The following is a 19,945-nucleotide window of genomic DNA, read 5'->3' on the forward strand; positions in this document are numbered from 1 at the left end:
AATCATGACTTCTATTCAGCTTGGTATGCCCAAGGTCGTCAGCTACGGCGAGGGCAATATTTTTGAAGAGATCCCCTTCCCCAAGTACGCGAAGGAAGAGCTCAAGAACGAGCAGCTGCGCAATAACCTGCGTTTCGTAACCCACGCAATCCGTGGCAAGCGCTCCAAGGTTACCGCAGAGCTGCCCGACTGGCAGGAACTGCGCACCACCGGTGAACAGACCAAGAACTACGTGCTGGCTCACCTGCCCGAACTGCTCGAAGAGTTCGAGCGTAACTTCACCGCTCGCGGCGGTCACGTGCACTGGGCACGCGATGCACACGAAGCAAACCAGATTGCTCTGGATCTGATTCGCGCCGAGGGCGTGGACGAAATCATTAAGATTAAGTCCATGGCAACCGCAGAAACCGGTCTGAACGAGTTCCTGGAAGAGAACGGCATTAACGCCATCGAGACCGACCTCGCGGAAGAAATCGTGCAGCTGGGTGAGGACCGCCCCTCGCACATTCTGGTGCCCGCAATTCACCGCAACCGCCGCGAAATCCGCGATATCTTCGTCAAGAAGATTGAGGGTATTAACCCCGATATTAGCGATGAGCCCGCAGAGCTGGCTGAGGCATCCCGCAACCGTCTGCGCGAGAAGTTCCTCTCCACCAAGGTTGCTGTCTCCGGTGTGAACTTCGGTATTGCCGAGACCGGTACCATGACCATCGTGGAGTCCGAGGGTAACGGCCGTATGTGCCTGACCCTGCCCGATACCCTGATTTCCTTCATGGGTATTGAGAAGCTGCTGCCCACCTTCCAGGACTACGAGACCTTCCTGCAGCTGCTGCCCCGCTCCTCCACCGGTGAGCGCATGAACCCCTACACCTCCATGTGGACCGGTGTTACCCCGGGCGATGGCCCCCAGAACCTGCACGTGATCCTGATCGATAACGGTCGTACCGCTGTGCTGGCTGATGAGCTGGGTCGTCAGGCTCTGCGCTGCATCCGCTGCTCGGCATGTATGAACGTATGCCCCGTGTACGAACGCGCAGGCGGTCACGCTTACGGTTCGACCTACCCGGGCCCGATTGGCGCTATCCTCTCCCCGCAGCTCTCCGGTATTGAGGCTGCACACAATAACTCCCTGCCCTACGCATCCTCCCTCTGTGGCGCATGCTACGAGGTCTGCCCCGTGAAGATTAACTTCCCCGAGGTGCTGGTGCACCTGCGCAGCAAGGATGTTGACTCCAAGAAGGCAGTGGGCGAGTTCGCCGGCAATAAGAAGGCTGCTCCCACCCAGATGGACGCCATGATGTACGGTGCGAAGAAGCTCTTCTCCTCCGGCAAGATGATGTCCCTGGCTGAGAAGGGTCTGCCCATGTCTCGCCTGATCACCGGCAAGAAGCACAAGATTTCTAAGCTGCCCGGTATTGTCTCCGGTTGGACCGACTACCGCGATATCCCCGAGCCGCCCAAGGAATCCTTCCGCAACTGGTGGAAGAAGGAGAAGGCGGGTGCTCCGGCACGCGATACCGCTGCGCGCGTGGATATTGACGCTCTGATTGCCGCTAATAAGGGCAAGCTGGAAGAGCTGCACGCTAACGCTGCTAAGGCTCAGGGCGAAGAATCCCTGACCGCCGCTAATGATGCTAAGGTTGCCAAGCTGGCTGCTGAGGCGAAGACCGCAAGCACTAAGGAGAACGCATAATGTCTGATGCTAAGTCCGTTATCCTGGGCCGTATCCGTTCGGCACTCTCCGATGGTTTCACCGCCCCCGAGCCGGTACGTAACTACCGTCGCGTGAGCCAGATTAGCCAGGAAGACACCATTGAAATGCTGATCGATCGTCTGATCGACTACAAGGCGAATGTTTTCCAGGCAACCGAAGACACCCTGGCTTCTGTGATTGCTGAGCGCCTGGGCGAGAAGTCCACCTACGTGATTCCCGTGGGTCTGAAGGACTCCTGGCTGCCGGCTGATACCGCTGATCGTAAGCGCGTGGTGGACTCCGGTAGCACCCTGAAGGAGCACGCTCTGAGCCACCGTGAGCTGGATGAGGTGGATGCTGTGGTGACCTCCTCTACCGTCTCTTGCGCTGAGACCGGCACCATTTTCCTGAACTCCAATCCGGATGAGGGTCGCCGCGCGATCTCTCTGGTTCCCGACCACCACATTTGCGTGGTGTCTCGCGATTCCGTGGTTGAGTTGGTGCCCGAAGCTATTGAGCGCATTACCTATGAGCGCCCGGTGACCATGATCTCCGGTCCTTCCGCAACCAGTGATATTGAGCTGATTCGCGTGGAGGGCGTGCACGGCCCGCGTACTCTGGATGTCATTATCCTGAACTAAATAGAGCACTGGCCCGATTCAGCGGCTAATAGAAGGGGGGGGTGGCCCGGTGAGTGTAATACTCACCGGGCCACCCCCCTTCTGAGCGGAAGTGGCTTTTCCTTCGCCCGCCCATGCAGATAGACGGGCCAAAGGAGTGCCTTTCAACGGTGCGGTGTGTGCACGCACCGAAGACTATATATCTAAGCCCTTAGACACGAGCGTCGAAGTGCTGCAGACCCGAATCCTCGCGGCTGCCGCCCTGACCATCGCCCTGCTCGGCGTAGTCGTGAATCCACTCGACCTTCTGAACCCACTTGACCATCTTGTAACCGTGCATGGAGTCCGCACGCAGACGCAGGGGACCGCCGTAGACATCCGGCAGGGGCTTATCGTTCATGCCCCAGGCGAGAATGGTCTCATCCTCCATAGCCATGGAGATATCCAGGCACTCGTAGTAGGGTTCGGTCGGGCGACCGTCGTAGGTATGACCCACGTGGCCGAAGGAGGTGATCATGACGTACTTAGCCTCAGGCTTCTTCTCCACCAGAGCCAGCACATCGCGCAGACGCACGCCCTCCCACTTAGCAATACCGGTCCAACCCTGCATACAGGTGTGCATGGTGATATTGGTTTCCTTGCCCAGAGCCTTCAGCTCGTCAATGGAGAGGGAAACAGGCTGATCGACCAGACCGCCCACCTCCAGGCGGTAGTCCACGAAGTTCTGTTCCTTCAGGCGGTTCCACTCAGTGCTCTCACGCTCCGTGGGCGGACGGGTGTTAACCCAGTGGAAGGGCGAAATATCAGCCTCGGTAAAGGCCTTCTTTGCTACCTGCTTGGACTTGATCAGGTCGAAGGTGAAGGAACGGATCGGGTTGGTCAGGCCCCAGATGAAGGTCTGGGTGAAGCGCGGGTTGCGCAGCGACCAGTAGGATGCTGCCAGCCACAGGACTACGCCGCCAACCATGCCCAGGATCAGCATGGTCACTGCCTGAGCAAATTCGGCCGCGCTGACCTCGTTGTAGGGCTTGTTGAGCATCATGTGCGCAATATTGTATTGCGGGTGAACCACGAACACCAGAGCCACGTGAACCAGGGAGAAGAACAGGTAGAACGCCATACCCAGGAAGTGGATGGAACGTGCGGTCTGACGGTTGCGGAAGAGCTTCACGTAGCCGGGGAAACGGCCGCAGAAAGCCGGGCTCATAATCGGGCCGGTTGCAATCATCAGCGGAGCCACAATGAAGACCACGGTAAAGTACATGAGCTTCTGCAGTGCATCATAGGGCTGGAAATGCTCAATGGAAGGAATCTGCAGACCCGCATAAATGGTGATGGATTCCCATGCCTCGGGGAAGATATCCCAGGAGGTGGGGACAATACGGCGCCACTGGCCGGTAGCAAAGAGCAGGGTCACGTACACGAAGCCGTTGACCAGCCAGATGCAGGTGACCAGTGCGTGCCAGGCTCGACCCAAACCAATCTTGGCGTTACCGGGCAGAGAAATCAGGGGAGAGAGGCTGCGCTGATCGTCGCGGGCGGTGAATTCACCGGGGACGGTAGAGACCTTGTCCTTGGTGAACTTAATCCACTCGGAGCCGGGGGTACAGTGGTTATTCCAATAGAAGCGCGGGTGCGAAGCGATAATCTCCCAGCCGGAACGAATCAGCAGACCCATCATCAGAAAGTTGATGAAGTGGGTAATGCGAAGCCAAGCGGGAAAGTCCAACTCAACGCCACCGCTACTCATCATTAAGAGAGTGGTATGCATGGCTTGTCCTTCATATATATGCAGTATTGTGTGTGCCCGCGCCGGTTTCTACGCCTTGGTCGGGTCTTGATGACGGGTAGTCAGACAAGCCTTATAAAATTTGCATCAACCGTGCGGGTTTATACTTCCATCATAGCTTTTTTCTTAGCTTTTGCAAAAGATAAAGGGCTGTGACACGCCGTCACTAAGAAAAAATTTTGGGCTGTTTTAGCCCGGAATTTAGGGGAAGCTTCCACGTAGTGGTAACCATTTCTCTCGTCACATATTCGGCACTATAGCAGTTAGAATGACCTTTTCTCGGATTCGCCCCGGAATAGTGCTTTTGTGGTTTCTGACCCTAAGGCTTAAACGTAAAATCTATCTTTTGTAAGAATGTCCATTGGACGCCCGCAAAGAGATAAGGTGTATATACACTGAATATATATAAGGGTTAGTTAAACACAAAGCCCCCGCAACGAGTGCGGGGGCCTAAACACTATAGAAGGCTTTTCTAGGACGTGCTCTTCTGAGACTCAGCAGAGTCTTCCAGTAACTGAGAGCCATCCCGAGACCCAATCTCAGAGGCCGCAGATTTGAGCTCAACCACCGGAATCATACCGGTGCTCAGCTTAACCTCGGAGTTCTTCTTCGCTTTCAGAGCGGCAATCTGCTCCCTACGGCTGGGGGCGGAGGCGCTCGCTGCCTGCGCGGGCAACAGACGGTTAATCGCAGCCGCCCACAGCGGGAAGAGCAGCACCGTCATCGCGCCACCGGCAACCAGCAGGGAGGCGGTTTGATCCTTCATCAGATCCGAGGCAGTGGCAACAGAGGTCACCGCCACAATAATCGGCAGACCAGCCGCCGAATACAGAGCCAACTGGGCGCGCTCATTCTTAGTCTCCAAACCGGAACCGGTATTAAAGAACATTTCCGCCACAAAAACAGGCAGACCGCGCACCAGCAGGATACCAATCACCACGGCAATAAGACCCAGGGGATTAGCCGTAACCGCCGCAGGATTAATACCCATGCCACTGACCACAAAGAACAGCGGAATCAAAAAGCTAAAACCGGCGGTCTCCAGACGGCGAGTTACCAGGTGCAGGGCGCTTCCGGGAGTCAGAGAACGCAGAATAATACCCGCAGCAAAGGCGCCCAGAACCGCATCCAAATTAAAGAGCGCAGTACACATGGTGAGGGCGCCCAGCAGAAGCATTGCCAGGCGCAGCACCGTCTGACCGGTGGTATTCGCCTCGGCAGCAATCAGAGCCCGCAAACCCGGAATACGAGTAAAAAGATGATGGGGCACCAGGGCGGTAATAATCGCAATCGCCATAAATGCCAGCAGAATCAGCAAAGCCGCACCCGGAGAGTGAGAAGAAAGCAGCAGGGACATGGCGAAAATCGGGAATAGCTCACCCACGGCGCCCTGCAGAAGCACCGCATTACCCACGCGTGTACCGGCGGCACCATTGGACTTGAGCATGGGCAGCAGAGTGCCCAGTGCCGTGGAGCTTAGCGCCACAGCAATCGCCACATAGGTGTACACATTCATGGCGAAACCCGTAATGCTTGCCGCACCCAGCAGACCCAGACTGAAACACACAAACCAAGTCAGTACCGCGCTACCGCCCTGACGGCTACGCAGAGATTGAGCGTTAATCTCAAAACCCGCAATGAGGAAGAGCATACCCAGACCCAATTCCTTCAGCAGGGGAATACCACCCTGAGTGCCCGCAAGATTCAAAACATTCGGGCCGATGAGCATACCAAAAAGCAGCAGGAAGACCACATCGGGAATACGTTTACGCAGCAGGCGCGAGAGTAGGGGCGAGATAAACGCCGCTAAGGTAATCCAGAAAATGGAGACGTACTGGGCGCTCTCGGCGAGGGCAGAGTGTTCGCTAGCTAGAAGAATAGTCTCGGAAGATATCAGCATAAAAACGGCTTGAGATAGACGATCGGGGTGCCGTACACCCCGTAGAATCACAGCGCACAGCCCCGAAATAGTGGGGCGGGTGCGGCGAAAAAGGTACCCTCCAGTATCTCATAATCATTCTCAGCAGCTGAAAAGGATAGCCTCTATAGTGTGTAGCGGCACCTCGGGCGCTGATAGACCCGCTAAACTAGAAGAACCACTCGCCTCACCGACGCTAAGGAGCAATCATGGCTGATACTTCTGCCACCACGCGTAACCCCGGTATTGATTTGGGGCGCACCTGGGCGGTCCTGCTACTGACCCTGCCCTTTTTGGTGAGCCTGCGCGTTATTCCGGTGAACCGCGCCCCCTGGATTTTCTCGGTCATGCCCGATGCCTCCACTCTTTTTGTGGCTCTGCTGGGTATTGCCGCCTATCTTTACGCGCAGAAGACTGCCTTTCCGCAATTTTTTGCCGGAACTATTACCCGTTTCATTGGCCTCTACGCTTTTGGATGGGTGTGGTCTATGTTCCTGGTTTCCGCGCCGTTTATTCGCTCCGGAGGCGGGTTGCTGGTGCCGAATCTGCTGATTACCTGCTCCGTGGTGACGCTCACCACCGTGATTTTTGTGTACCTGCCCCTGTGGGCTCAGGTCGCCTATACCGCGCTAATCTGCCCGCACCTGCCTTTTATCGGGGAGGCAGTAAGCAGGGCAGCCGCGCAGGGCGATATTTTTATTCATCGCTATCTCTCTTTTGTAGTTCCCGCCGATGCGCAGCCGCTGGTGGGTAATGCCCTGGATTATGCGTGGATTGCCAGCGCCGGTGTGGTGCTGTGGCGCCTCTATGAGGATATGGGCACTAAGCTCGCGGTGCCGGTGGTACTCTTCGCGCTCGCCTATAGCGCCTATGCATGGTTTACCCCGGCGGCTGTGAAGTGGACGCGCACCCTGCCCTGGCTGACAACTCTGGTAATTATTGCCGCCAGTATTTATGCGTGCGCTGAGCTAGCTCGTCTGCTTGCCGGTAATGCGCTATTGAATACGGCGCTCATCCCCGGTCAGATGTCGCTGAGTGTTTCCGCTGTGCTGCTGTTGGCGCTAGGTGCCGGTGCGTACCCGGCGTATCAGATGATCCTGCCCTATGTGAACGGTACTAGTACCTGGGCGGTGTACGGTTATGCGGTGCTCTTTAGTGCCCTCATGGTGGCTTTGGTGCTGGGTATTGCGGTGCTGCTGCGTAAGCTAACCGGCCGCGGCCCCTGCGAAACATCCCTGGCTCTTATCTCCGGTAGGGGATAAAGATTCCAACCTCTATCTGAGCGCATGCTCTAGAGATTTTCTGCTTCATCAGGCAATAGAGATATAGATAATTCTGTATCTCTCTTTCCCCAGCGATCCTCGTTATCGCCGATCCGGTATTGGCTCTCTGTACGCAGGGAGCCAATACTTTTGGTTGAGCATCCGCGACGTCTCAATGCCGCGCTGCGGGGAGTGGCGCATCCGGCATCTTCTGTACTGCGAAATGGGTAAAACGAAAGGCTCCCTGCAAGCAGAGAGCCTTTCAAGTGGTCGGGATGACAGGATTTGAACCTGCGACCTCGTCGTCCCGAACGACGCGCGCTACCAAGCTGCGCCACATCCCGATGGCTTCAGCGTTACCGAAGCAACTCAACAATAGTAACCGATACGCGCCCATTGTGCAAATACATATACCAAAATACGGGCGTGTATCGCGCCTAGATAGAGCAAAGAGCCGGTACAGGGTGAACTGTACCGGCTCTTTGGACCCATTCCTAAGGGGAATTAGCGGTGATCGTAGCGGTAAATAAATGCCGCCATAGCATCACGGTGAATGGGTTCCCAGGGACGGTAGGTGCCATCGGGCCAGCCGGTGGTTACCTTCTGGGATGCCAACCAGGAGATTTCACGGTAGAACATATTCTCTCGGGTTACATCGCTAAAGGGCGATACCGCCGGGGCGTTATAGGCGGGGCTACCGTCGTAGCGGTAGAAGAATGCCGCCATGGCGTCGCGGTTGACCGGATCGTGCGGGCGGAAGGTGCCGTCCGGGTAGCCGGTGGTAATGCCCTGCTGCTTCATCCACACAATCTCCTTGTAGAAGGGGAAGGAGGGATCCACATCGCTAAAGGGCGAAACAGCGGGCAGCTCAACCTTCGGGGATCCCGACATGCGGTAGAAGTATGCCGCCATGGCAGCGCGTTCTACATTCTGCAGGGGTCGGAATGTGCCGTCCGGGTAGCCGGTGGTAATACCGCTTGCCGCCAGCCAGTAGATTTCGGTGGAGAAGGTATCTCCATGCTTCACATCGCTAAAGGTGCGCGGGGTGGGCAGTGCCGGCTCATTGGGGTTGGCGCTGGGTGCGCTCGCTGAGGGGCTGGGCGTGGGTGCCACGCTCGGCTTGGGCGAGACAGTGGGAGTAGCGCTCGGGCTGGGCGAAACGGTGGGAGTAGCGCTCGGGCTTGCCGAGGGACTGGGCGCCGGGGTGGGCTCCTCGCTATGGGAGGGAACGACCGCCTCGCCATTGCTTTCCAGAACCTGCACGCGGGTTAGCGCGTTACCATCCGCATTCTTCAGCCCCTGGGTGCCCGCAGTGGCTGCGGAGGCATTGTGCATATGCAAGATGAGCGCCTTGGGGGAGGTACCCTCGGCACGGTGCGCGGTCACGGGGGAAGAAGCGGAATCCTCAAAGAGGGACAGGCCGCGGGTGCTACCTTCAAACCAGAGCTTGGGGGCGTAGGGGTTGAACTCCGCCCAATCGCTATAGCTGGGCATGCCGTCCGGGCTGTACTGGGTGACGGAGCGGTAGTGAATACCGGCGCCATCCTGCTCAGCCAGACCGAGGGAAGCCAAGGATACGGGCAGAACCGCCATATTGGTGTCGAAAATATTCGAATCGGTGCTACCCCATACGCCGTTGACCGGCTTCGCGTCGGCTTCGCGAGAGTAGCCGGTGCGCTTATTGGTCAGCAGCGCCAGGGGGTAGTCTAGGCCGGTGGTGCGGCGGGTGCGTAGCTCGTAGTCTGCGGTGCCGTCATTATCCGTATCGATTTCAATAGCCATGGAGAAGGACGGGGTCAGTACGGACCAATTGCTCTTGGTGACCACCGCAAAGGACAGGGTCGCCGGGGAGCGAGTGTCATTGGCTGCGCGCTTTGCCGGAACATTGGAGGAAGCGCCGGTGTAGGCTACCTGCAGCCACTTGCCGCCTTCAGAGGTGGACTGATCGGGGTTCTCATAACCCAGCTCAAAAGCACCCAGCAGGGAGTAGTAGCCACCGCGCTTAAGCTCGGTGCCTGAGGGCTTCAGGGTTGCGGTGGTACCGTTGCCAAATGCCAGAGCATCAGCGGGGTAGGAGAGGGTGGAGGCGGGCTTGGGGGCTGCGTGTACGGGCAGGATCAGGGTGGAGGTGGAATCGCTAAATTCCAGGTTTCCACTCAAGCTGCTCAGGTACTGGCGTGCTTTGCCCAGCTGGTCGCTTTCACTACCGGAGTCCAGAGTCTTGACCAGCTGGTCGGGGTCGACCTTCAGGGTTACGGGAATATTGACCCTGGAGTGCGCCGGGACGGTCACCGAGGACTGCACGGAGAATTCGGCACCGCGCAGGGAACCGGCACGATCAGCATAGGAAATAGAGAAGGTACGTTCTTTATCCCCGGTGTTTTCCACCGTAACTTCACGGGTGTAGGTACGGGTACCGCTGCCGGGGACAACTTCAATCACACCGAACGCCAGGGAGACGTATTCGGGGTGCTGCGCATTGTACACATAGGAATTTTCGGTGTTTGCCAGGGCCGCGTCCACACGACCGGCACCAATACGGTCACCGCCCAGGGATTCACCATGAGGGCCGGTAACAGTACCGCGCGCGGTATTCATAATACGCATTTTGACCTGCTGCGCGCTCATGGCGGGGTTCGCTGCCATAAGCTGAGCGGCAATACCTGCAACATGCGGGGTAGACATGGAGGTACCGGTCATCTGAGCGGCATTGGATCCGCCGCCAGCTTCCGCCGATTCAATGCGGGTACCGGGGGCGGAGACATCGGGCTTCACAAAGCCGTAGGAGCCGTGCAGACCGCGCGAGGTGGACTCGGCAATGGTGTCCTTGGAAGAGAAATCCAGGGCAATATTCTGCCAGGGAGCGGCCATTTCAATCTGCAGGGTGCCCGCTGCGGCAGCCTGCTCGAACTTCTTTGCCTGCTCGGTGGTGATCTGAATGCTCGGAATGGTCGCGTGACCGGAAATCGGCTTGGTGTCGTGCTCGGGAGCTACCAGCAGCACGCCCTTAGCGCCGGCTGCGCCGGCTGCCGCCACGCGCTGGGTGGAACCGCAGGAGCTATCCTGGCCCTTAGCCTCCCAGTAGAGCAGCGCCCATTTACCGGCGAAATCAGTACCCACAAAGGGCTGGCAGCCGGTCTTATTGGATTCGGGGGCAGCGGTGACGGTACCGTTAATGTGCTCATCTCCGCGGGCGAACGTATAGGAGTAGCCGTAGGATCCCGCGTAGTCACCGGCAATATCCGCCGGGGAGGTCACACGGTAGCGGTCGCCTCGGGTAATACCCGCCTGGGAGTTTGCCACGGTCAATGCCGCGGGGTTATTGGCGGGGGCGCCCAGAATGGAGTAGGCGTCGCCGTGGTTTAGGTTCGCCGCCGCGTTGCCTGCGGCAACCACTGCCAGTACATCGGCGTCTACCAGACGCTGAAGCATGAGGGATTCGGGGTCGTCGATAACGGAGTAGTCGCTACCTAGGGAGAGGTTTACAATATCGGCGCGGTCGCTAAAATCACCGTCACCATTGGGATCCAGGGCACGGTCCATTGCCTCACCGGCAACAGCCGATGCGCCCTTACAACCGAAGACGCGCAGGGCAACCAGGCGTGCCTCGGGAGCCGAACCCGGGCCGATCTTCATCTGCTGCACGCTCTCGGTGGTCAGCTGATCGTAGGCGCCGCGGAAAGTGGTGCCGTCGGAGTTCACGCCGTAACCGGCCGCGGTACCGGCAACATGGCTGCCGTGGCCCGCATCGGAGCAATCCAGGGGGTTGGAGTCCGGAGCCGGGGTGTTATACCCGGTGTAGGCATCGCCTACGAGGTCATAGCCACCGGCGAATTTTGCCGGGTCGTATAGACCTGCGGGGATACCCGAGGATGCCTTGGCACGCTGGTAGGCTGCCGCGGTGCCCGGACCGCCGAAATCACTGTGGGTGTAGTCGATACCGGTGTCGATCACGGCAATGGTCACGCCCTTACCGGTGGCGTGGCTCTGCTGCCATGCCTGCACGGCGTGGGTGTTGACATCGGAGACGGAGTTGCTCGGGTACTTGAGCACCACGGGGGAAATACGCACCACATCTGCTCGGGTGGCGAGCGCACGAATGGCTTCGGCGTCACCGGACAATGCTACGCCACGCTGCAAATTGTGGGTGGTGTACAGAACCTGCGCATTGCTCTCGGCAGCCAGCTGTGCGCCCTGCGACTGCACCTGCGCCTGAATGCTCTTGACCGCCGCACTTTGGGAAGCGGGGGCTACTTCGCGGCCGAGGGTAAAGGAGGAGTAGAAACCTGCGGTTGCGGCGTAAGCGCCGGAGCCTGCGAGTTCAACAAAGGCGGTGACCTGGCCTTGAGCTTCCTGTATGGAGGGGGAAATAACCGCGCCATCGCGCACACCGGCGGCGGGTGTTTTCACGCTCTGGTCAATAGCTGCCGGGGTGGGTTCGCTGGAGGCGGGCGCGGCAAATGCCGGGGCGCCGCCAATGCTCATGGTTAGGGAGAGCACGCCAATTCCCAGGGCGCGCAGGACAGAGGAAGTTCGCGCGCTCGGGGTATCGGCGCGGCTATCTCGCTCGCGCCTAAAGAATATGTTCATTGCTGGTCCTTTGAATGTGGTGATGCACAAACATGTAGGTGGCGGGCCTGTAGCCGGGGCGTTAGACCCGCCACCTAAAAACTATAGTGAATGTGATTCGAGATATAAATCTCGGTTTAGGGGCGCACTGCCCTAAGCGCGCGGGCGCTTATTCTTGAGGTGCTCATAGCGGTAGATAAACACCGCCATGGCATCGCGATTAATCGCGGTGGTCGGGCGGTAGGTGCCGTCATCCCAACCGGTGGTAATGCCCTGGGAAGCCAACCACTGAATCTCGTGGTAGAACATCGTATTCGGGTTAACATCCTTAAAATGCGCCTGAGGATCAACGCGCGGGCTCGCGTGGTCATAGCGGAAGAAGAACGCCGCCATGGCATCGCGATTGACCGGATCGTGCGGGCGGAAAGTGCCGTCATCCCAACCGGTGGTAATACCCTGCTGCTTCATCCACACAATCTCCTTGTAGAAGGGGAAGGAGGGATCCACATCCTTGAACGGCGAAACAGCGGGCAGCTCAACCTTCGGGGAGCCCGCCATGCGGTAGAAATATGCCGCCATGGCAGCGCGTTCCACGCTCTGCAGGGGTCGGAAGGTGCCGTCCGGGTAGCCGGTGGTAATACCCATCTTTGCCAGCCACTGAATCTCATCGTAGAACTGGGTGGTGGGCGGAACATCCCTAAAAATCGGGGCGCTGGGGATTTCCGGTTCGGGGGTGGGTTCAGGCTTGGGTTTAGGCTTCGGCTCGGGGGTAGGCTCGGGCTTTTCGGGCGCACCCTTAAGGCTAATATTCAGCGCCGCGTGAGTATCGGTGACGGTCATACCGTAGTGTGCACCGGTCACGCCCAGCACATACTCCTTGGTCGAATCGAGCAGATTCGCATCAATCACCAGATCGGTCTCAAAGGCGCCATCCACCAGGGTAGGGATATGCAGGTAGGTGACCATATCGCGCACCAGGGAACGCGAAGGTACCTGGCCGGGCTGCCACTTGCTCTTTTCCACCACGAACACATACACGCCCGCATCGGTACCCACGCCCTTATAGCCGCTGCCCTTGACATGCACAGTGTTCTTCTGTGCCGGATCCAGGCTCAGCGGGGAGGCAGAAATCACCGGGTTGGCGCGTTCCACCGGCTTGGAGGGCTCGGGCTCGGGGGTCGGTTCGGGAGTGGGCTCCGGGGTCGGATTGGAGCTGGAACCAGGCATAGTGTAGGGGTCCGAAGGCAGGGAGGGCGCGCTCTCACCATTGGCGTTAATCGCGTAAATCACCGCGGTGTAGGTCTCGCCGGGGGTGTAGTGATTGCTTAGCGCCATAAAGCCCGCGTCGGTGTCATTGCCCTCGACCATAATCTCGGTGGTCTTACCCTTAGAATCGGTGAGCACAATGCGGTAGGAGGTAATGGGCGAGCCACCATCATCGGGCTTGACCCACCACAGCGCCGGAATAATACCGGCAATGGGCAGAATAATCGGCTTATGAGGGGCAGCCGGTACGGTGCTTACGGGCTTAACCTCAAAAACATTGGAGAAGGTGCCGGTGGAGAACACCGGGTACAGCTCAGAGGCGGAGGCGCGAATACCCGCCTTGACCTCCACTACATAGGAGCCGTCCTTGACGTCCAAAAAGTCCACGCTGGTGGTGCCAGCGCCCAGGGAACGCTTATCCACGAAGGAACGGGAGGTGCCGTCCACACGGTAGAGAGTCACATCGTAGTCAGTAATACGCTGATCCAGTGCCGGTGCCTTCCAGGAAGCGTGCACGGTGCGCTTGGATACGCTGGCGTTCACACTATCGACCGGGGCTGCCCCAATATTCAGGGCGGTGGTGGCATCCAGACGGCGATCGGTCATCATCTTAGAACCGGCTGCCAGGGTGCCGATCACGTAGTGTTCGCCATGGCTTAGCGGCAGCTCGCTCGCTGCAATATCCAGGGTTGCATTAAAGGTGCCGTTCTTAATATCGGAAGCGGGCACGAAAACCGAGCGGGTAAATGCACCCTCGCTCGGGCGCTTGCCCGCACGCCAGGCATCGGCCTTGGCAACCACCACGTACACCCCATCGCTGGCGGCGCCACCGGTGTAGCCCACGCCCGAAACACTCAGCTGAGCATCCTTACCGGCGGTTACGGTACCGGAGACGCTCAACTGCACGGCGCCGGGATCTTCACTGAGTTCCAGGGGCGCGCTGGGCGCGGATTCATACCACTGACCGTTGATCAGGCCCGAAACGGTCACAGTGTAGGTGCCGCCGGCGGGCAGTGCCTCAATGCGGGCTTCGTGCTCCCAGTAGTTGGCGGTGCGGGTGGCGATCACCTTGTGTTCGGAGTTGTAGACCTGAATCTTGAAATCGCCGTAGCGACCCACCAGCTGGGAATTGGACCAGGAGATTTCCAGAACACTGGAGGAGAGTACGCTCTCAACCTCAATACGGGGTGCCTTAATATCGACGGCGGGTTCGGGTGCGGTAATGGGGGCAGCCTGAGCCGGGGTGGCGAGGGCAGGACCGCAGGCCAAGGTGAGTCCCAAGGTCAGGCTCAGGGCTCCTGCGGCGCTCTGCTTAAAGCTACGAGGCTTAAAGCTGCGGGGCTTGGGGCCTGCGGTGTGTGAGGATGCCGCTGCCGGGGTGTGCGCATCATTGCGGGGTATCATGATTCCTCCCAGAAGTCATGAGGTTCGTCGGGTGAATGGGTGATGGTTCCCAAGGTCATCGTCAGGGTGACTTTAGGTGAACCATACACAGTTAATCTACCGCTTTTTCTAGCCCCGCGGTACTTTATGACAGGCACTTTTTTGCTCTCGAGCCGGGTGCTAAAAAGCCGGGGTGTGCAGTACTTGAGCACTGTACACCCCGGCTTTTCGCGGGATAATGACTGGTTCTCTGTGCTTGAGTGGAACAGTTTTAGTGACAGGCTGTCATTGAAATCACATCAGGGGAAGTGTATAAACTTACGCCCCTTAGCTTCTTCCAAGCTAACAACTATCCCTCAGAGTCTGGACCGTTCAACTGCTCCCAAGCGCTATACAGAACAGCAAAACGGCCACCGGCAGCAATCAACTCTTCAGGGCTACCATCTTCCACAATAGAACCCTCAGCAATCACCAACACGCGATCAGAGTTCACCACGGTCGAAAGCCTGTGGGCAATCACCACCGAAGTACGACCTGCCAGCAAAGTAGCCAGGGCGCGCTGAACCGCCTTCTCACTGGGAATATCTAAAGAGGCAGTAGCCTCATCCAGAATCACCACATTCGGATCCGCCAAGAAAACACGAGCAAAGGTTACCAACTGACGCTGACCCGCCGAAAGATTCGCGCCTCCCTGACCGAGCATAGTGTCATAACCCTCAGGCAGATGACGAATAAACTCATCGGCACCCACCGCAGCGGCAGCGGCACGCACCTGCTCATCACTTGCTTCGGGATTGCCTAGGCGAATATTATCGGCAACCGTGGCGGAGAAGAGGAAAACCTCCTGGGTGAGCATAATAACCTCGCGGCGCAATTGCTCATCCGAGAGCTCACGCACATCCACACCATCTAGCAGCAGACGACCTGCAGAGACATCATAAAAACGAGCCATGAGCTTGACCAGAGTGGACTTACCGGCACCCGTGGGCCCCACCAGAGCCACCTGGCTACCGGGCTCAATGACCATATCGGTACGCGTAAACGCCGGGTGACCCTCAAAGTAGCTAAACTCCACAGCCTGCAGCTCAATCTCGCCACGCTTGACTCCCGGAAGAAGCTCGGCGCGCGCATCACGCTCCACCGGGTGCTCAGCCTGCTCAACAGCCGGTTTCTGATCCAAAAAGCCCGAAATTTTCTCCAGAGCACTAAAGGCCATCTGAATCAGGTTATAAAACTCAGAAAGCACCATCACCGGTTCAAAAACACGACCGGCATAAATCACCAGAGCCAGCAGAGTACCCACCTGCATGGTGCCACCCATGACCGCATAGCCACCGATCACCAGAGCCGCCGCAATAAAGAAATTACCAATGAGCATAAGTCCCGGCGAGAACATGCCAAAGTACTTCACCGAATCCATCACCGGCACGCGGTAATCCTCAGCAGCTTGCCCATAAGAGGCACGAGCGGCACTCTGAGAACCAAAAGCCTTGACCGCACGAATACCGCCAAAGGTCTCATTAAAACGACCGGTCAGCTTAGCCGACTCCACACGCTGAGCACGGAAAATAGGCACCGCCGCACGCTGGAACCAACGAGAGAGCAGATAAATCGGCCCGCTCATTACCAGCATGAGCACACCAATACGCCAATCCAGCACAAAAATAGTAATCGCCGAAAAGAGCATGGACAGCAAGGTCGCCGCCAGCTGGCTAATACCGCTATCAAGCAGGGCACGCACAGCATCCACATCCCCGGTCAAACGAGAAATCACCTTGCCGGAGGTGTACTCCTCGTGGAATGAGACGCTGAGCTTCTGAGCGTGGCTAAAGAGGCGGGTACGCAAATAAATGAGCACACGCAAGGAAATCTTCGCGGTCAAAATAATATTCAACCAGGTCAGCAGAGCGCTGATGAGCACCATGGCGCTAAAGAGCAACACCAGCTGAGTTAATGGTGCGCTATTACCCTCCAGCAGGGGAGTGACCGCGGTATCCAACGCCTGCGCCAAAATCAGAGGCTGCACGGTCGCCGCCAAGGTAGCAATAAGCACCGTGGCAATAGAGCCCCACAGAATTACGCGCTGAGGGCGAATAATTTCGTGCAGCAACGCCCAGGAGCGCTCGCGGGCAAGCTTCTGTTCTTCTTCGCTGAGCTGTACTTTATCCTCAGCACCCAGACCTGCAGGATGTCCCGACATTATTCCTCCTCCATGGTCATCAAATCACGATATGCGGCGCTGGTCGCCATGAGCTGGCGGTGAGTGCCGGTGGCAATAATCTTTCCGTGCTCCAGCAGCAGCACGGTATCTGCCAGCGCCACGGTGGAGGGGCGATGCGCGGTCAGCACCGTGGTCGCATAGCCCAGGGCGGCTAAGTCTTGAGCCTCGCGTGCTGCCTTAAGACCGTTAATAATGCGTTCCTCAGTGGCAACATCCAGAGCAGAGAAGGGATCATCGAGCAAGAGCACACTCGGGCGTACCAGCAGGGCACGAGCTAGGGATAGACGCTGACGCTGACCGCCCGAAAGGCTCATGCCCTCTTCACCAATGCGGGTCTCCAAACCCTCAGGCAGATCGAAAATAAACTCCGCGGCGGCAAGCTTAATCGCCTGATTCAGCAGTGCCTTGAGTTCCTGTTCAGGCACGGAATCAGCTGCGGGCAGGCCAAGCAGTAGATTCTCTCGCACGCTGCCGGAAAAGAGCACAGCCTCCTCAAAAACAAAGGCGGTGGAGCGGCGCAAAGATGTGAGGTCCAGGGCAGAAATATCCTGCCCATTCATGAGCACCCTACCTGCACTCGGCTCATAAAAACGCGGCAGCAGGGTCAGCGCCGTGGACTTACCGCTACCGGTAGCACCCACCAGAGCCACAATCTCACCGGGGGCAGCGGAGAAAGAAATATCCTCCAGCACGCGATGCTCGCTACCGTCCTTGCGTGGGTACCCAAAGGAGACCTGCTCAAAATCAATACGTACCGGTGCCTCAAAGGCGCGCGGCTGCTCCTGCTCGGGCACCAGAGCCACATCTTCAGGCACGGATTCATCCCCCATGACCTGCACATGACGTTCCCAAGCCACCCTATAACCCAGGTAACCGGAAATGAGCATAGTGGAGCGCTGCACATGGCTAAGAACCGCGGTCAGCAGGGCAAAATAGGCGCTCAGGGCACCCAGGCTCATAGTGCCCTCGGCAACTTGCGGAATACCGTAGTAGAGCACTGCCAGCATAGCGCCACCCATAATGCACCGCTGATAGAAAGCAACACGACCCACCAGAGCCGCACGGCGATACTCCAGCTCATTGACCTCTTGTGCATCCCTATTGAAAGCCTCAATGACCTGCGGGGAGCGACCCAGAGCCTTGAGCACGCGAATACCGCGCACCGACTCATCCACACTGGTAGCAAGGTCGGCGGTCTTCTCAGAAATCACGCGCGTGAGCTTGTGATAATTACGCGTGTAATTGAAAACCGAGAGAAAAAGAACCGGGATAGTAATCAGGAAAATAATCGCCAGGGACGGCGAAGCCTGCACCATAAAATAGGCGGACACTACGAACATGACCGCAATAGAGGTCAGCTGAATCAGCGCAAAAGAAAGCCAGCGGCGAATGGTACCCAAATCGCTCAGGGAGCGGCTCAGCAACTGACCGGAAGTCCAACGGTCAAAGAAACTCAAGGGGCTGCGCGAGAGCTTATCGAAGAAGTTCATGCGCATGCGCGTTTCCATAGTGGAGGTGGGATCCACCGCCAAAAAACGACGCAGGAAGGAAAGCGCCGCACTGGTCACGCCCAGCAGCAGCACCAGGGCGCCACCAATCCAAATGGCAGCCTCGGTGGGAGATTGCAGGGAATCCACAATATGCTGCAGCATTTGCGGCACCATAATCTCAAAGGTAGCGGCAAGCATACCCACCACTAGACCGGCAGTCCAGCGCGCGCGAATAGGCTTAACATAGGGGCCTAGGGTCAGAGGCGGCTGCTCACCCGCTGCATAGTCTAGTGGCTGCGGTACGGGTTCAGGTTTGGTGGTTAGCAGTGGGTTCGGCATGAATAATCCTGTGTATATGCGCCACACGGGACAAGGCGGTAGCCATAAGTCGTGAGTAATACCGTACGCTGCCGATCCCGTGGTTCGGGTGGCGGTACGGTGCGCGGCGCGATGGGTCCTTTAGTTAAAGTGTATACCCATTCAGGATTTTCTACAGGAACCTATTAGACTTTTGGGTGCGGGTTCTCAAAGAGAGGAATATCTAGACAGCACGCGGAGCCAAAGTCACCAGCACCGCCTCCGGCGGGCAGAAAAGACGCACCTGCGCAAAACGAGAGGTGCCTAAACCTGCAGAAATCTGAACCGGCACATCCTGCGTAAAACTCACACCCTTAGCGCGAGCAGGCGGCAAATCGCAATTACTGACCAGAGCGTGCCCGCCGGGCAGACATACCTGTCCGCCGTGAGTATGACCGGCAAAAATCGCCTGGGCGCCATCATCCACAAAACGATCCAGAGTACGCATATAGGGCGCATGAGCCACCCCCAAACGCACACTGCTCTCGGGCGCATCCCAGGCGGCGGGGGAGAAACCCGGGTGACGATCATAATCCAGATGCGGGTCATCCACACCCGAGAAGAAAATACGCGTGCCCTTAAGCTCCATATCGTCATAACGGTTAATCAGACCGCGCCAACCGCGAGACTCAAACTCCGCGTGCATTCGCTCAAAAGGTAGAGCCACACGACGATCATCAATACCCTCATCGCTGGTGGATTCCTTCCACAAATAGCGCGCAGGATTCTTCATAATCGGAGCGAAATAGCAATTAGAGCCGGGCACAAAAACACCCGGGAAATCCATGAGCGGATCCAGCGCACGCAGCAGCGGATCCAGACCCTCAACGTGGGAGAGATTATCTCCGGTATTAATCACCAGATCCGGCTGCAGCTCAGCTAGGGAGTGCATAAACTCGGTTTTGCGCTTCTGACCGGGAATCATATGCATATCCGAAATATGCAGAATACGAATCTCTTCGCTACCGGCAGGCAGCACCTCAAGGCGCTCGGTACGCACCTGGAAACGGTTTAGCTCAATGAAATGGGCGTAGGCGAGGGTCGCCGCAGCCGCACCGGCGCAGACAGCCGCGGCGCCCGAGGCAGCGCGCACAATGGAGGAAAGCTGCGAGGTAGAAGAAGAGGCAGCAGGCGACATGACTATTTCCTTTCACCGAGCCAATAACTCTTGGACACACCCGCACACTAGTAAACGGGCATTCGAGTACTACTCTAACAGCCCTTACTGTGTACAGGCTGATAGACAGATGCATACACGATGCGCTGGCTCTACGACCTATAGCTATTTCGGGGATAGAGCGGGATAGAAGAGCGTAGAAAACGCCCCGCCTATCGCATTGATAAACGGGGCGAAATCATATCCGTCTCTAACCCGGA

General features: G+C 57.7%; 10 protein-coding genes and 1 tRNA gene. 3 read left to right on the forward strand and 8 right to left on the reverse strand.

Annotated features, from left to right (window positions below):
• The first annotated feature begins 4 nt into the window (after positions 1-4).
• Positions 5-1,693 (forward strand): LutB/LldF family L-lactate oxidation iron-sulfur protein, encoded by a 1,689-nt coding sequence (locus Q4P78_RS01500; protein WP_303338532.1) that lies wholly within the window; start codon positions 5-7, stop codon positions 1,691-1,693.
• Positions 1,693-2,334: an LUD domain-containing protein gene (locus tag Q4P78_RS01505; RefSeq protein ID WP_303338533.1), complete on the forward strand. Its 642-nt coding sequence runs from the start codon at positions 1,693-1,695 to the stop codon at positions 2,332-2,334. Before Q4P78_RS01500 ends, Q4P78_RS01505 begins: the two co-directional genes overlap by 1 nt.
• A 190-nt stretch (positions 2,335-2,524) precedes the next feature.
• Here Q4P78_RS01505 and Q4P78_RS01510 read toward each other — a convergent pair whose 3' ends face one another.
• A complete protein-coding gene (locus tag Q4P78_RS01510; RefSeq protein ID WP_303338534.1) occupies positions 2,525-4,084 on the reverse strand; it encodes a molybdopterin-dependent oxidoreductase in 1,560 nt (519 codons plus the stop codon).
• Between the two features lie 490 nt (positions 4,085-4,574).
• Positions 4,575-6,002 carry a cation:proton antiporter gene (locus Q4P78_RS01515; protein ID WP_303338535.1) on the reverse strand — a complete coding sequence of 476 codons (1,428 nt, stop codon included), beginning with the start codon at positions 6,000-6,002 and terminating at the stop codon, positions 4,575-4,577.
• A 227-nt stretch (positions 6,003-6,229) separates the two neighbouring features.
• Here Q4P78_RS01515 and Q4P78_RS01520 point away from each other — a divergent pair, with 227 nt between their 5' ends.
• A complete protein-coding gene (locus Q4P78_RS01520) occupies positions 6,230-7,282 on the forward strand; it encodes a hypothetical protein (RefSeq protein ID WP_303338536.1) in 1,053 nt (350 codons plus the stop codon).
• A gap of 267 nt (positions 7,283-7,549) precedes the next feature.
• Here the strand turns inward: Q4P78_RS01520 and Q4P78_RS01525 are convergent.
• The 6 genes from Q4P78_RS01525 to Q4P78_RS01550 all read right to left on the reverse strand — a co-directional run bounded on the left by Q4P78_RS01525 (position 7,550) and on the right by Q4P78_RS01550 (position 19,706).
• Positions 7,550-7,626: transfer RNA gene (locus tag Q4P78_RS01525), tRNA-Pro, on the reverse strand.
• A 160-nt stretch (positions 7,627-7,786) separates the two neighbouring features.
• Positions 7,787-11,872: a S8 family serine peptidase gene (locus Q4P78_RS01530; RefSeq protein WP_303338537.1), complete on the reverse strand. Its 4,086-nt coding sequence runs from the start codon at positions 11,870-11,872 to the stop codon at positions 7,787-7,789.
• A 132-nt stretch (positions 11,873-12,004) separates the two neighbouring features.
• The gene (locus Q4P78_RS01535; RefSeq protein WP_303338538.1) at positions 12,005-14,521 is read right to left on the reverse strand and encodes an S-layer homology domain-containing protein; all 2,517 of its coding nucleotides are present in this window, start codon (positions 14,519-14,521) and stop codon (positions 12,005-12,007) included.
• Positions 14,522-14,849: 328 nt separating this feature from the next.
• Complete coding sequence (locus Q4P78_RS01540) at positions 14,850-16,700, reverse strand: ABC transporter ATP-binding protein (RefSeq protein ID WP_303338539.1); 1,851 nt, start codon at positions 16,698-16,700, stop codon at positions 14,850-14,852.
• The gene (locus Q4P78_RS01545) at positions 16,700-18,550 is read right to left on the reverse strand and encodes an ABC transporter ATP-binding protein (RefSeq protein WP_303338540.1); all 1,851 of its coding nucleotides are present in this window, start codon (positions 18,548-18,550) and stop codon (positions 16,700-16,702) included. The genes Q4P78_RS01540 and Q4P78_RS01545 overlap by 1 nt, the downstream gene beginning before the upstream one ends.
• Positions 18,551-18,752: 202 nt before the next feature.
• Positions 18,753-19,706, reverse strand: a complete 954-nt coding sequence (locus Q4P78_RS01550) for a metallophosphoesterase (protein ID WP_303338541.1) — start codon at positions 19,704-19,706, stop codon at positions 18,753-18,755.
• Positions 19,707-19,945 lie beyond the last annotated feature (239 nt).

The sequence above is a fragment of the Rothia sp. (in: high G+C Gram-positive bacteria) genome, from assembly GCF_030540545.1.
Taxonomy (GTDB): Bacteria; Actinomycetota; Actinomycetes; order Actinomycetales; family Micrococcaceae; genus Rothia.